12 protein-coding genes are annotated in these 13,681 nt (G+C 63.4%); 6 read left to right on the forward strand and 6 right to left on the reverse strand.

What is annotated here, in order from left to right; all coding sequences use genetic code 11:
- The first annotated feature begins 68 nt into the window (after positions 1-68).
- The 4 genes from MMB74_RS02900 to MMB74_RS02915 all read left to right on the forward strand — a co-directional run bounded on the left by MMB74_RS02900 (position 69) and on the right by MMB74_RS02915 (position 5,181).
- On the forward strand, positions 69-1,709 hold the full coding sequence (locus MMB74_RS02900) for a methionine--tRNA ligase (RefSeq protein WP_277427073.1): 1,641 nt from the start codon (positions 69-71) through the stop codon (positions 1,707-1,709).
- On the forward strand, positions 1,702-2,829 hold the full coding sequence (locus MMB74_RS02905) for an FAD-dependent oxidoreductase (protein WP_277427074.1): 1,128 nt from the start codon (positions 1,702-1,704) through the stop codon (positions 2,827-2,829). The genes MMB74_RS02900 and MMB74_RS02905 overlap by 8 nt, the downstream gene beginning before the upstream one ends.
- A gap of 193 nt (positions 2,830-3,022) precedes the next feature.
- Positions 3,023-4,000, forward strand: coding sequence for a chromate resistance protein ChrB domain-containing protein (locus MMB74_RS02910; protein WP_277427075.1), 978 nt, complete (start codon positions 3,023-3,025; stop codon positions 3,998-4,000).
- A gap of 2 nt (positions 4,001-4,002) precedes the next feature.
- Positions 4,003-5,181 (forward strand): chromate transporter, encoded by a 1,179-nt coding sequence (locus MMB74_RS02915; protein WP_277427134.1) that lies wholly within the window; start codon positions 4,003-4,005, stop codon positions 5,179-5,181.
- Between the two features lie 160 nt (positions 5,182-5,341).
- On the opposite strand, the gene MMB74_RS02920 is transcribed toward MMB74_RS02915, so the two are convergent.
- The 6 genes from MMB74_RS02920 to MMB74_RS02945 all read right to left on the reverse strand — a co-directional run bounded on the left by MMB74_RS02920 (position 5,342) and on the right by MMB74_RS02945 (position 11,437).
- Positions 5,342-6,403, reverse strand: a complete 1,062-nt coding sequence (locus MMB74_RS02920) for a DMT family transporter (protein ID WP_277427135.1) — start codon at positions 6,401-6,403, stop codon at positions 5,342-5,344.
- 41 nt (positions 6,404-6,444) lie between these two features.
- Positions 6,445-7,530 carry a HoxN/HupN/NixA family nickel/cobalt transporter gene (locus tag MMB74_RS02925; RefSeq protein WP_277427076.1) on the reverse strand — a complete coding sequence of 362 codons (1,086 nt, stop codon included), beginning with the start codon at positions 7,528-7,530 and terminating at the stop codon, positions 6,445-6,447.
- 97 nt (positions 7,531-7,627) lie between these two features.
- A complete protein-coding gene (locus MMB74_RS02930) occupies positions 7,628-8,875 on the reverse strand; it encodes an MFS transporter (protein ID WP_277427077.1) in 1,248 nt (415 codons plus the stop codon).
- Positions 8,876-9,016: 141 nt separating this feature from the next.
- Complete coding sequence (locus tag MMB74_RS02935; protein ID WP_277427078.1) at positions 9,017-9,772, reverse strand: PP2C family serine/threonine-protein phosphatase; 756 nt, start codon at positions 9,770-9,772, stop codon at positions 9,017-9,019.
- 2 nt (positions 9,773-9,774) lie between these two features.
- Positions 9,775-11,001, reverse strand: coding sequence for a type VI secretion system-associated FHA domain protein TagH (gene tagH, locus MMB74_RS02940; protein ID WP_277427079.1), 1,227 nt, complete (start codon positions 10,999-11,001; stop codon positions 9,775-9,777).
- A 46-nt stretch (positions 11,002-11,047) separates the two neighbouring features.
- A complete protein-coding gene (locus tag MMB74_RS02945; RefSeq protein ID WP_277427080.1) occupies positions 11,048-11,437 on the reverse strand; it encodes a TssQ family T6SS-associated lipoprotein in 390 nt (129 codons plus the stop codon).
- Between the two features lie 267 nt (positions 11,438-11,704).
- On the opposite strand from MMB74_RS02945, the gene tssJ reads away from it, so the two are divergent.
- Together tssJ and tssK are read left to right on the forward strand one after the other, a co-directional pair.
- Positions 11,705-12,295 (forward strand): type VI secretion system lipoprotein TssJ, encoded by a 591-nt coding sequence (gene tssJ, locus MMB74_RS02950; protein WP_277427081.1) that lies wholly within the window; start codon positions 11,705-11,707, stop codon positions 12,293-12,295.
- 6 nt (positions 12,296-12,301) lie between these two features.
- Positions 12,302-13,669: a type VI secretion system baseplate subunit TssK gene (tssK, locus tag MMB74_RS02955; RefSeq protein WP_277427082.1), complete on the forward strand. Its 1,368-nt coding sequence runs from the start codon at positions 12,302-12,304 to the stop codon at positions 13,667-13,669.
- Positions 13,670-13,681: the final 12 nt, after the last annotated feature.

Consider the following 13,681-nt stretch of genomic DNA (forward strand, 5'->3'; position numbering starts at 1 on the left):
TCGGAGGCTTGCCCGTGTCACGCGCTCGCCGCCATTCCCGCTGGCTTTTTTCCTTCTTCTAGATCGCTATGGACGCCACCTCCCGCAGATTCTTCTTGATGCCGATTCCGCCGACGCCGAACGGGCGTTTGCATCTCGGCCATATCGCCGGTCCTTACTTGCGTATGGACATGCTGGGCCGTCATCTGCGCACGCTCGGCCATCGCGTCGATGTCGTCTCGGCAGTCGATGGCTTCGACTCGTACGTATTGTGGAAGGCGCTGCAGGAAAACCGCACGCCGCAGGAGGTGTGCCGCGACTATCACGCGCGCATCGCACGGGATCTCTCGGCGCTCGATATTGTCGTCGACGATTTTCTCGATCTGGTGCAAGGCCCTTACGCGAACCGGCATGCCGAGAATGCGCGCCGTGCGGTCGCGAGTCTGGTGGAGCGGGGGCTGACCGAGACGATCGTCGAAAAAGTGCTGTATAGCCGCGCAACGGGCCGCTATCTCGCCGGCGCGTGGCTTGTAGGACGTTGCCCGCAATGCGATGCGGACGCCGCCGGTTACTTCTGCGAAGCGTGTGGCGCGCATTTCAGGCCAGAGGCGATGGTCGAGCCGCAAGCGCGCGTCGGCGACGAGGCGCTCGAATGGCGCGAAGTCGAGAGCCTATTTCTGCGCATCGACGATCAAGCCACCCTGTTGCGCATGATCGCGGCAAGCGGTGCGCCGCCACGGTTCGTCGACGTGGTTCGCCGCTTTCTCGAGCAGGAGGCGGGGCGCGTGCGGCTGACCGCACCGGGGGACTGGGGTGTCGCGTGGAGCGCGGACCGGTTCGGCAATCCGCGCGTGTTGTTCGAAGCGGGTTGGGAATATGCGTTGACGTGCGGAGATCGCTGCGCGCAGCGGGTGAGCGAGGCCGACGTCGGGAACGGCACGCACCCCATGGCGCGCGGCGGCGAGACGACCACGCTCGTGAGCTTTGGCATCGACAACGCGGTGCTTCTGCTAGCGGGCAGCGCGGCGGTGATGGGTGCATTGCCGGAGTGCAAGCCGTTCGACTATGCGCTGACCAACTACTTCTACAACCTGCAGGGCGCGAAGTTTTCGACTAGCCGGTTGCATGTCGTATGGGCGGCCGATATCGTCGAGGCCACGCCCGCGACCAGCGACGCGGTTCGCTATTTCCTCGCGCGAGAAAGCCCGGAAGACGGGACGACGAACTTCGACGTCGATGCCTTTATCGCCTTTGTGAACGACGAACTGGCCGGCACCCTGCAGGCTCGCATTCATGATGCCGGGGCGGCGCTCGAGCGCGTGATCGGGCAATCGATGCGTATCGGCGTTGCTTGGCAAGCGCAGATTGGCGCCGCGCTCGAAACGCTGGATGCATCGTTCCGTCTCCATGCCGTGACTGTCCGCGACGCATGTGCGGTGCTTCGGGCGTGGAGCACGCAGCAGGGGGCAGATCTAAGCGATCCGCAGCAAGCGTATGGTTGGCTCGCTGGGCTCGCATGTGTCGCGTCCGCTGTGATGCCGCGCCTCGCTTTCGACATCTGGCATGCCCTCGGTCACGAGGGCGCGCCGATGCGAGCGGCGCTGCCAAGCGCGACGCGGCCGCGCGGTGGATTATCCGGGCGCGAGTGGTTCGCGCTGCTCACGCGCGATTCGCTCGATGCGTGCCTGCCGCCCGCGCTGGTTGCGGACAGAAGTGCAGCACATGCGTGAGACCGCGGACATCGCCGTGATCGGCGGCGGGACGACCGGCTGCGCGATCGCATGGCACCTGGCGCACGGCGGGCTGCGCGTGCGGCTCGTGGAGCGCACGAGGATCGGCGCGGGATCATCGGGGGCATCGCCCGGGATCGTTCGGCAGTACTACGCGGACTCGGCGCTCTCGATGCTCGCTCGCGAAGGGCTCGATACCTACCGGCATTGGCCAGAGATCGTCGGCGGGGACTGCGGTTATCGACGCACTGGTTTTTTGACGGCTATCGCGGCTTCGGACGAGCAAGCGATACGCGCCCATGTGCGATCGCTGCAAGCGATGGGTATCGAACTGCAATGGATGCCCGCCGAGGCGTTGCGAAGCCGGTATCGCGACGTTGCGCTCGACGGTCTCGCGGGCGCGGTGTTCGAGCCCAATGCAGGGTACTGCGACGCGAGTGCGACAGCGTTGACCTATGCCGCGGGCGCGCGCTCGCGCGGTGCGGCCATCGACATCGGCCGCGCGGCCTGGCGCATCGTTACGGAAGGCGGACGTGTCTGCGGGGTCGAGACCGATCGCGGGCGAATCGATTGCGGCATCGTCGTCAACGCGGCTGGGCCTTGGGCTGCCGCGCTGGCAAAGGACTGCGGGGCGGCGTTGCCGATCACCGCATCGCGCCAATGCGTGGCGATCGTGCAGGTGGAAGACGATGCAGGCGAGGCGTTGCCCGGCCTGTCGGACCGGCGCGCGGGCTTCTACCTGCGCCCGGATGTGGCTGGGCGCTACTTCATCGGCTCGCTGCAGGCGGACGACTCAGGGCTGGTGAACCCGGACCGATTGGATTGTTCGATGAGCGATGCACAGGCTGCGCGCTACCGAGATCGGGCCGCGCGAAGGTTCTCGCGGCTCACCGATGCCGTCCCTGTCGGCAGCCGCGTGTCGTTCTTCGACGATACCCCGGATGGGAATCCGTTGTTTGGGCCGGATCCGCGCGTGCAAGGCCTGTTCGTAGCGGCGGGTCTTTCGGGACACGGCTTTAAATTCGCGCCGCTGTTTGGTCGCGCGGTCGCGGACTGGGTTGAGACGGGGGCCGTTTGTCAGCGCATGTCTGCGTTCGAAATGAAGCGCGTGTTGGCCTGAGGGCCTTTGGGCCGCGGTCTAAATTTGGTGCTCGATGAAACCCGCGCCATCTTGGCGTCGCAAACGCAGGTTCGGTCGATTCCGGTCGGCGGGGGAAAGGCGCACGCAAGCGCGCAATGGGCAGACGGAGGGCGGATGGATAAATCGCAAAGTTAACTTGTATGAATGTCGACATGGTAGTAGCATTGTCGACATGAATCACTTATCGACTTGGTCGCTACTCGTGCTGACGCTACCCACTGAGAATGCGACCGCGCGCATGCGGTTTTATCGGGCACTGAAGGCCAAGGGCTGTGCGGTCCTTCGGGACGGCGTCTACCTTTTGCCATACAGCGAGGCGCGCGAAGAGGCGCTGCACGAGCTCGCCGGTGCGATCGCGGAAAGCGGCGGCACGGCTCATCTAATGCGAGCGCCGAGCCTCGACGCGTCGCAGGAGGAAGCGTTCCGAGCCTCGTTCGACCGGGAAGGTGACTACGACGCATTCATCGGCTCGCTGGCGGAGGCGCGAAAAACGATTTCGGGGCAATCGGCCGCCGAGTTGACCCGGCTGCTACGCCGCCTGCGCAAGGATTACGAGGGCATCCAGGCGATCGACTATTTTCCTGACGATGCCGCGCCCCGTGCAGCGGTGGCCTGGCAGGACTTCGTCGCGCTTGTCGATACCGTGCTTTCGCCCGGCGAGCCGCATCCATCGGAACGCACCATTCGTCTGCTTTCACGCGAGGACTACCAGGGCCGCACTTGGGCCACGCGTCAACGGCTGTGGGTCGATCGCGTAGCGAGTGCCTGGCTCATCCGGCGCTTCATCGATCCTAACGCGCGTTTTCTCTGGCTGCCGTCGCCGGATGCCTGCCCGGCAGATGCCTTCGGTTTCGACTTCGACGGCGCAGCGTTCACCCATGTAGGTGAGCGCGTGACCTTTGAGGTGCTGATTGCCAGCTTCGGCCTCGACACGGATCCGGCGCTGCTGAGACTGGGCGAAATCGTCCATGCGCTCGACGTAGGCGGGCCGGCTGCTCCCGAGACAGTCGGCTTCGAAGCGGTGATGGCTGGCACACGCCGACGTGTCGACAACGACGATCAATTGCTCGAGCAGATGAGTCCGGTATTGGACGCGCTTCATACGCATTTCGCCGCGAACGCAAACGAAGAATCAGGGGGACGTTCTTGAGCATGGTCACCGCTGCCGCCCCCGCTTATTCATTGGGCCAACTCGTCCGATACATGTTGCGCCTCGGCACATTCGGCTTCGGTGGGCCGGTCGCCCTTGCGGGCTATATGCGGCGCGATCTCGTCGAACGTCTTGGCTGGATATCCGAATCGGACTTCAAGGAAGGCCTCGCGCTGGCGCAGCTTGCTCCCGGTCCGATGGCTGCGCAACTCGCGATCTATCTCGGCTTCGTCCACTACCGGATTTTGGGCGCGACGCTCGTCGGGTTCACCTTCGTCTTACCTTCGTTCGTGATGGTCGTGGCGCTCGGTTGGGCCTATGCCCACTTCGGCGGCCTATCGTGGATGCAGGCGGTGTTCTACGGCGTGGGTGCGGCCGTGGTTGGCATCATTGCCATGAGCGCATATAAGCTCACGACGAAGACTGTCGGCAAAGACAAGCTGCTGTGGACGATCTTTCTCACGCTTGCCACCGTCACCTTCATGACGGAATCGGAGATTGCGTGGCTATTCATTGCCGGGGGGCTAGTCGGCTGGCTCTGGCGCGCTCCGCCGAAGTGGCTGCATAAGGGGGGCGTGAATGCCCTCGCGGCCGCGAACTTAGCTGCGGCAAGCGGCATTGCCGCTGGGCTCGACTGGCCGCTCCTTGCTCAGATCGGCGCGTTCTTCACGAAAGCGGGCGCATTCGTGTTCGGCTCGGGGCTTGCCATTGTCCCCTTCCTTTACGGTGGCGTCGTGACCGAGCATCACTGGCTCAACGATAAGCAGTTCGTCGACGCTGTCGCGGTTGCCATGATCACACCGGGACCGGTCGTCATCACCGTTGGCTTTATCGGCTACCTCGTCGCGGGGCTGCCGGGTGCCGTGGTCGCGGCTCTTGGCACGTTCCTGCCGTGCTACCTCTTCACGGTGATCCCCGCGCCGTACTTCAAGAAGTACGGTCGCCTACCCGGCGTCAAAGCATTTGTCGACGGTATTACCGCGGCGGCAGTCGGCGCCATTGCGGGCTCGGTGATCGTGATCGCCAAGCGTTCGATCGTCGATGTCCCGACCCTCGCCATTGCCCTCGTGACAATCGCCCTGCTGTGGCGTTTCAAGAGACTTCAGGAACCGGTCGTCGTCACGGCGGCAGCACTGCTGGGGCTTGTTGTTTATCCGCTTATCCATTCGCACGCTATCTGACGGAACACGTTCGAGCGAGCGAATCGGCGGACGCGACACAGGATGACCGACCGTGCGGCTTATAACTTGATCGGGGTGCTCGATATGAAGCACGTCGACGGACGGCCAGCATTGCTTGTAATGAAGGCACGGTGCTCGAACCGTGAACGGTCTTGTGTCTTCAGTGCCGATGGCGGTGATGAATATCGGGGAAATGCGCATGCGAGTGCGTAATAGGCAAATGCACGTGCGGATGCGTATGCGGTTCGTCGCCCTCGTACGGGAAGTCGTGCGTATGCTGATGATGCGCGTCGTGGCGATGCCGGTGCGTGTGCTCGAGCCGCTCGTGCGTATGCGCATGCTCGTGGAGTTCGCGCACATGCAACCACACGCCCAGCGCCATCAATCCCGCGGCGATCCAAAACGTCATCGAAGGCAACTCGGGCCAAAGGACGAACGACAGGGCCACGCCGAATAGCGGTGCAACGGAAAAGTAGGCGCCCGTGCGCGCGGTCCCTAGATGCCGCAGTGCGATGACAAAAAGAACGAGGCTGATGCCATAGCCGGCGAGCCCGGTGAGCATGGCGGCGCCCACCGCCCCGATAGAGGGCAATGCCGCCCCGGTTGCGAAGGCGATCGCAAGGTTGACGGGACCGGCAATCAAACCTTTTAGGCATGCGATCGTCATTGCATCGTTGGCGGACACCTTTCGCGTCAGGTTGTTGTCGATCGCCCAGCACAGGCATGCACCGAAGATCATCAGGGCGCCGACGGGAATGGCCATCTGACCGGGGCGCCACGAGAGCAGGACGCCGCCCGCGACAATGGCGATCATGCCGAGCAGTATCTGGCTGTCCACGTTCTCGCGGAAGACGACCCAAGCGATCACCGCGGTCATCACGGCTTCGAGGTTCAGGAGCAACGCACTGGTGGCTGCCGGCGTGCTCGTCAAGCCGAGCATGAGCAATGCCGGGCCGGCGACGCCGCCGGCGAGGATCGCGCTTAGCAGCCACGGCCATTCGGCTCTTTGGATGCGATGCCGGTTCGAGCGTTGTGCGCGGGGGCGCCGCACGCTCCGCGCAACGATGCCGATACCCAACCCGAGCCCGCTGCCGAGATAAAACAGACCGGCCACGAGGAAGGGCGACATCGAGCCCAACAGCGCTTTGGCGAGCGGCGTGGCGGCGCCGAACAAGGCGGCTGCGGTTAGGGCGGTCAGTATCGCGGTGGGGCGTGTATGCATGGCATGGGGCAGGGGATGAACGAGCGTCGCGTGTCCTCGGCTTAGGGAAGCTCGCATGCAGTGCTAGCCGGTTCCGAGTGAACCTCCAACTTTTCGAACCGCTTCCACTTATAAAACGCGGCCGAGAGCAACCAACTGATGAGTAATACGCCGATGATGGCGTAGCCGATCATGCCGAAATTGCTGTTGAGCCTGCCGATCAGATTCCATAGGCCGCCAGTCAAATGCCGCGTGTCGGCGACGAGGCCAAGGGCCTCGACGCTCGCTACCAGCAGGGCGATCACGACGGATATCGCTGTGATGGTGATGTTGTAGTAAAGCTTGCGGATCGGGTTGACGAAGGCCCAACCGTACGCCCCCAGCATGAGCACGCTGTCGGTGGTGTCGATCAGCGTCATGCCCGCCGTGAAAAGCACGGGAAACACCAAGATCGACCAAATAGGCATGCCATGCGCAGCGCTGGCGGCAGACATGCCGAGCAAGCCGACTTCGGTCGCGGTGTCGAAGCCGAGTCCGAACAGCAAGCCGAGGAAGTACATGTGCCAGCTTCGGGTAATGAGTCGAAACAGTGGACGGAAAATGCGCGCGAACAATCCGCGGCCGGCGAGCAGGACGTCGAGGTCTTCGTCGACATAGGGTTCGCCGCGTCGAACCCGCTTGAATGCGCGAATCACCGATCGCAAGATGGTGAGGTTCATCAACGCGATCGCGACGAGAAACAGCGTGGACGCCGCCGTGCCGATCAACCCACCTATGTGTTTGAACCCGGCCATTTTGGTTTGCAGCGCGACGGCCGTGGCCGCAATGCCGACCGAAGCGAGCACGACGATGGTCGAATGCCCGAGCGAAAACATCAGGCCGACCGTAATGGGCCGCTTGCCTGCCTGCATCAGTTTGCGCGTCGCGTTATCGATGGCGGCGATGTGATCGGCGTCCACGGCGTGTCGGAGACCGAAGGAATAGGCCAGCATGCTGGTGCCCATCAGCAACGGGTAACGCTGAAAAGCGGCGAAGGCCCATAGCCACGCACCCGCGTTGAACGCGAGCAGAAGGAGATAGAGGCCGGTGATTTTCCTCGTTAGCTGACCCTGTTCGTCGCCAAACAATGTCTTGACCAGACCGGCCATGGATGCTCCGTGATAGATGCCGTGATAGACGAGGACGCGCGGCCGAGCAGCCGCAGCCGCGCCGGCTCGATGGTGCTGATGATACCGGCATCGGCGGTCAAGCGACGGTGTCGGGCAGCGCGACCAGCCGTGCGGCGGACGATCGCAAGATCACGAGCGCCTGAGTGGCGAAGGCGAGGGCCGCCACGAAGAGGCAAGGCTTGGCCCCGGCTGCGCCTGCGAGCATCGCGCCGATCAATGCGCCGAGGGGGCGGGCGCCATAGGTTGCCGTGCCGATCAGCGCGGACACGCGTCCGAGCATTGCCTCCGGCGTGATGGCTTGGCGCAGCGTCGTCGAGCCGATGACCCACAGTATCGGGCCGACGCCGAGTTGAAAATACGCGGCGGCGGCTAGCCACGGCGACGGGACGAACACGGTGGCGCAAAGGGTCAACGAGGCGGCCAATCCGCACAGCGGCCCGACTACGATGACCTGGCCGAATCGCAAGCGCGCCATCACGCGCGGCGCCACGAGGGCGCCGGCGATCATCCCGGCGCCGTACGCGGCCAACGTTACGCCGACCCAGGCTGGCGAAAGCCCTAGCCGATGGCTGGCGTACGGGACGTAGACGGCTTGTATGACGAAAAAGCCGAGATTGAAAAAGATAGCGGTCAGCGCGATGGCCCTGAGCAACGGGTTGCCCGCGACGAAGGCCGCGCCTTCGCGCAGTTCCGATGCGAACCTTCGACGTCGGTTCGGCGCACGTGCAGGCTCGACGATGCCCGCGAGCAGCAGCGCGGCGCAAGCGGAAAGGCCGGCTGCGACGAGGAACGCGCAGGCGCCGCCGATCATGCCTACCAGCAAGCCGCCGAGCGCGGGCCCTGCCGAATACGCCACGCTGCGCGCCAATTCGGTCCGGCCGTTGGCTGCCGCCCAGGCGCGGCGTTGGACGAGCGCGGTGATCAGCGACGGCGCCGCGACGTTGTAAGCGACGGTGCCGCATGCGCCGATGAATCCGCATGCGGCGAGCACAGGCAAGGAGAGCTTGCCGAAGACGACGGCTGCGAACACGGCGAGCAGGGCCGTGCAACGCACCGCCTCGGCGCCGGCCATGAGCTTCTTGCGCGATGCTTGATCGGCCCGCACGCCGAGCACGATCGAAAACAGGAGGAACGGCAAGGTTTGCGCGGTTTGGAGCCAACCGGTCTGGCCGGCTCCCGCGCCGAGCGCGAACACGGCGACCATCGGCGTTGCGGCGAGGCCGATCTGCTCGGCCGATTGCGCGGCGAGGTTGGACCAGGCCAATCGATGAAAGGCGGGCGACAGATCGGTGGTGGACGGCTTGATGGCGCTGTGAACCGGCATGAGGAATAGCCCGTTGTGGAAAGTTCGATCGGGCTATGGTCGCCGCCGCCGGTGTGCCGGACTAGCGGATTCTTGCGGTTTCGTTGCGGGCGGTGGAGACGAGGAACACGCGCGTTTCGGTCGTGAGCCTGTGCCGCTTGCCTACGCCAACGCGACCAAGGTCGCATGCTCGGGATGCCCGATCCACACTACGACGGCCGAGTAGTTGTCGGCGCGCGGCGCGATCCTCGCATGACGCGATGCCTCATGCTCGAGCAGCCGAGCCCAGTCGTCGGCGGAATGTACGATGCGCAAGGTGCGTTCGAGCGTGCGCTCCGACACCAGTTGCCAAAAACCGTCCGTGCAGAGAATGAACGCGTCGCCATCGACGAGCGGCAGGATCCCGCTCTCGCTTGTCGAAAGCGGGCCATGCATGCCTAGCGCTCGATGCAGCAGGTTTGGGTTCACGCCATCGACGGCCAATCCGGCATCGCGCATTTGCTGCGTGACGCTGTGATCGGACGTGCGTTCCGCAAGCGCACCATGCCTGAACCGGTACAGCCGGCTATCGCCGACATGCAACCATTGCGCGCGCGCATGCAGCCGATCGATGAACAACACAATGACGGTCGCGCTCATGTTCGCATGCGACGGATCACGCCGCTGCCCTGCGGCGATGGCATCGCACGCCGCTTGCACGCATGCGTGCGCCGTTTCTCGCGAGAAGGTATCGGCTTCGCTCCAATGCGCGATGATCGCCGCTACCGCTCGCTCGGCGGCGACGTCGCCGCCTGGCATGCCGCCGGTGCCGTCACTGACGACGAAGCAAGCGCGATCGGCGTCGATTCGATATCCGACGACGTCTTGGTTGCTCGGTCTTGCGCCTGCGCACGAGAAGTGCGCGCAGGACACGTGCATCGTCAACTGGCGCCGGCGTTTTCACGCCGCGTGTGATAGGTCTTCACTTCCTCGTCGTAGGCATTCAAGAAGGCCTTGCCGAACACGGCGCCGAAATCGTCTTCCACCGCGAGGGTCATCTCGCGGTGCAACCGCGTGAAATTGCGCCATAGCGAGGCTGCACGCAGCACCGGTAGCGCGCGTTCGAGCCGGTTCGGCGCCCCCGCGCGCGCGGCCATCCGCTCGGGGGAAGATCGGGCCAGCAGATCGATGAGTGCCGCCCGCATGCCGGCCACGATCGCGATCTGATGTGCGTGCAGGTCGTGGAACGCGTCCTCTACGGCGCTCGAGGGTGTCATGAACCCAGGGAACGGCAGACCGAACATTTGCTTGAGCGCCGCGCTGCCGTCAGGGAGCAGTTTGAGCGGGTTGTTCTCGCGATCGAGCAAAATCGTCATGTCGGCCTTGACTTCTCGCTTCAGAATGCTGCGCGAGGAAAGCAGTTCCACGGTGCCGTTGGCGAACAGCGACAGCAGTTGCCCAGCCGTTTTCAATTGATCCGTCGACCAATCGCACGCAACTCGATCAAGCCCCGCGCCATGTAGGAACGCGGCAAGCAGTGCATCGGCTTCGCGCCGGGTCGCTGGTGCTTGCGGCGTCGAGGGGTCCGGCGCGCCGACATGTCTTTCATACGCGGTGCCGGCGCCGTTGCCGTCTACGGCATGTTGCGCCCCGGGTGGCGTCCGAGCCACCGGCTCAGAGGGAGCCGGGACCTGCGTAGGGTCGTCGACCGGATCGGCACTGTCCGGCGAAGGTGCATCTTGCGCTGCGGCTGGCATGAACAAAGCGAGCGGATCGGTGGGAATCGTGCGCGGTGCATCCTCGTTTGCCGCACGAGCGCGCGATGCACGGGCCGTGGGCGCCTCGTCCCGATGAGGCGAATCCCAATCGGCTCTCAACACGTATGGCCCGATGCGGATCGCATCTCCGGGACGAACCACATGCTCTTGTGCGCAGTCGAGCGAGACGTCGTTGATCTGCACGAGGGCGACACTGCTCAAATTCTTCAGCTGGCAATGTGTGCCATCGGTTTGAAGCAAGGCCTGCAAGCGCGAAATGCGGCGCGTCTCGTCAGGAAGCACCAACTGATTGTCGGCATTGCGGCCGATCGTGCCGCCCGGCGGCAGGAACTCGACGGAAGTCTTCGATTCGGCGGGTTTGCCGGCGTATTCGATGACGGTCAGTTGCATAAGTCGTCCCAAGAACGAAAGGTTCGGGGTTACGGCGGCCGTTACGTCAGGAGCCTGTGCGCTGGCGCGCGGCTTCGAATGCCGGCCCCCAGATCGGGTGTCCCTTTTCGGCGTTCGATAGATCGAACTTCGGATCGAGACGAAGCGCCTTCTCGAACTCCGAACGACACATCGAAACCCGCCCCGTAACGCAGTAGCTGAATGCCATTAGCTTGTGCGCCTCGACTTGTGTTCGACGGTCCGAGTCGGTTACCGCGTCGCTGTTGCGCAAGAGTCGGATCGCGCGCGCGTAGTCGCCCGACGCGAACGAGGCCTGCGCAGCCTGCAGTGTTTCGTCTGCGGCGCGCTGCGTAGGCGACGCAGTCGAGCAGGCGGCAATTCCCGCGAAAAGGCATGCAACGCCCAACAGCGTGCAACGATGCCGCGCATTTACCATGAAATTCCCTTTTTGCTCCATGGCTGTATTAATACTCACCTACGAATTTTGGTGGGGTGTATTTGAGAAAGTTTGCATTTCTTCGAGTGTTGCTTCGGTTGCTGCACAATTTCAATTGAACTATAGTCTACTCACTTTCCGATCGAGGAAGTAATCAAAACGCCAAACGAATAATGTAAGGGGCGGATCACGCTCTTTTCGTCAAATGCTGAAATATCGGCGCAGGGGTGCCTGAAATAGGGTCTCGCCTCGGCCTTGGGCGCGTTCGTGTTCGCGCTGGGATGTTCGATGTTCTCATCTCGATCGGAACCGCGAATCGAAATGGCTCAATTATTTACTTGGAACGGCATATGCAGGGTTTTTGTTCGTCCTTCATTTTGCGTCGTATTGTTGCTATTAAGCGGATGCGCCGAAACCGAGAAATCTCTTCCGGTGCCATATTCGGTGACATTCGAAGCGGCAAGCGATGTCAATGTCGATAGCCAGAGAAGACCTGCGCCCGTTGCCTTGCAGCTATTTCGGCTGAGGTCCAGCGATGCATTCGAGCGCGCCGGTTTTTTCTCGTTGCAAAACAAGCCGGCGGATGCGCTGGGCGGCGATCTCGTCGGCGCCGACAGGTTGATTCTGCGCCCCGGCGAATCGCGCACCCTTCGCTATACGGGAGACGAATCGGTGCGCGAGTTGGGCGTCGTCGCCGGTTTCCGCAACCTGGAAAAGATGCGCTGGAAGGCGGTCATTGCGTTGCCGTCACCGCGGCAAACGAACCTCTGGAAGTTTTGGCAACTGCCGCCACGCGAGATGCACTTCGTCGTCGTCCTTCGCAAGGATGGCGTCGACACGCAAACCGGGAATCGATAGATGCTGATGAGCCGAATCGCGACTTCTAGTCTTCTTGCCACCGCGGGAGATCGCGTCGTGTGGTCGGAGGGCATGTTCCTGCGCCCGCAGCACTTTCAGCAGTTGGAGCGCTTCTTCGAGCATTACGTTCATCTCCGATGCGTACAGCGCCAGCCGTTCTATTGGGGATTCTCCGCCCTCGAGATCGACCGAGAGGCACTGGCGCACGGCAAGGTCGCGATCGAAAAAGCCGCGGGCGTGATGCCTGACGGCACGCCGTTCGAGTTTGCTCGTGCAGGCGAGGTGCCCGAAGCGCTGGATGTCGGCGCGCAGGTCAAGGGCGCGACGGTGGTCCTCGCGGTGCCTCTATCGCGCGGCGATGGCGTGCAAATTGCGTTCGATGCCGATGGCGCGCACGCAGGAGCCCGCTTCTTGGCACACGAGCGCGAGCTTGGCGACATCAACGAGATCGGTCTAGAACCGGCGCTCGTTCAGCTCGGTCGGCTGCAATTGCACTTGATGCTCGATTGCGACTTGGGCCCCGATTGGCACGCGCTTGGCGTGCTTCGCATCGTCGAGCGTCGTTCCGATCGCCAACTGGTTTTGGACGACGGCTACATTCCACCGATGCTCGACGCCCATGCGGACGCAGTGCTGAGCGGCTACATACGAGAGTTGCATCGGCTCCTGCTCGCGCGCAGCGAGGCGCTTTCGAGCCGGCTCGCGGCCCCGGGCCGAACGGGCATATCGGAAGTCGCCGATTTCCTCCTGCTGCAACTCGTCAATCGCTCGCTCGCTTTCGGCTCTCATGCCGAGAGCATGCCGCGCATGCATCCCGAGCGGCTGTTTAGCGAATGGCTCGAACTTGCCTACGAGATTGCGACCTTTACGAGCGACTCGCATCGGCCGCCAGCGTTGCCCGCGTATGAGCACGACGATTTGCACACGTGTTTCGGCGAACTCTTTGCGCAGTTGAGGCGATCGCTCGCGACCGTATTGGCGCAGCAGGCCGTGCAGATCCCGTTGGAGGATCAAGGCAACCGCGTCAGCGTCGCAGTGATCGCCGACGACGATTTACGCGAGCACGCCGGGTTCGTGTTGGCGGTGCGTGCCGATCTGCGGGCCGAAGATATCCGTCTGCGCGTACCCGCACAAATCAAGCTCGCGCCGGTCGAGCGAATCAGCGATCTCGTCCACCTGCAACTGCCGGGCATTGCGGTGCAACCTTTGCCGGTGGCGCCGCGCGAAATTCCCTATCACGCGGGCCACGTTTATTTCGAGGTCGACAAGGGCGGCAACCTTTGGCGGCAACTCGAACGATCCGGCGCTTTGGCATTGCATTTGGCGGGCGATTTTCCCGGTCTCGCGCTGGAACTTTGGGCCATTAGGACGTGAGGGCAGGCTCGC

The organism is Trinickia sp. Y13, assembly GCF_029522115.1.
GTDB lineage: Bacteria > Pseudomonadota > Gammaproteobacteria > Burkholderiales > Burkholderiaceae > Trinickia.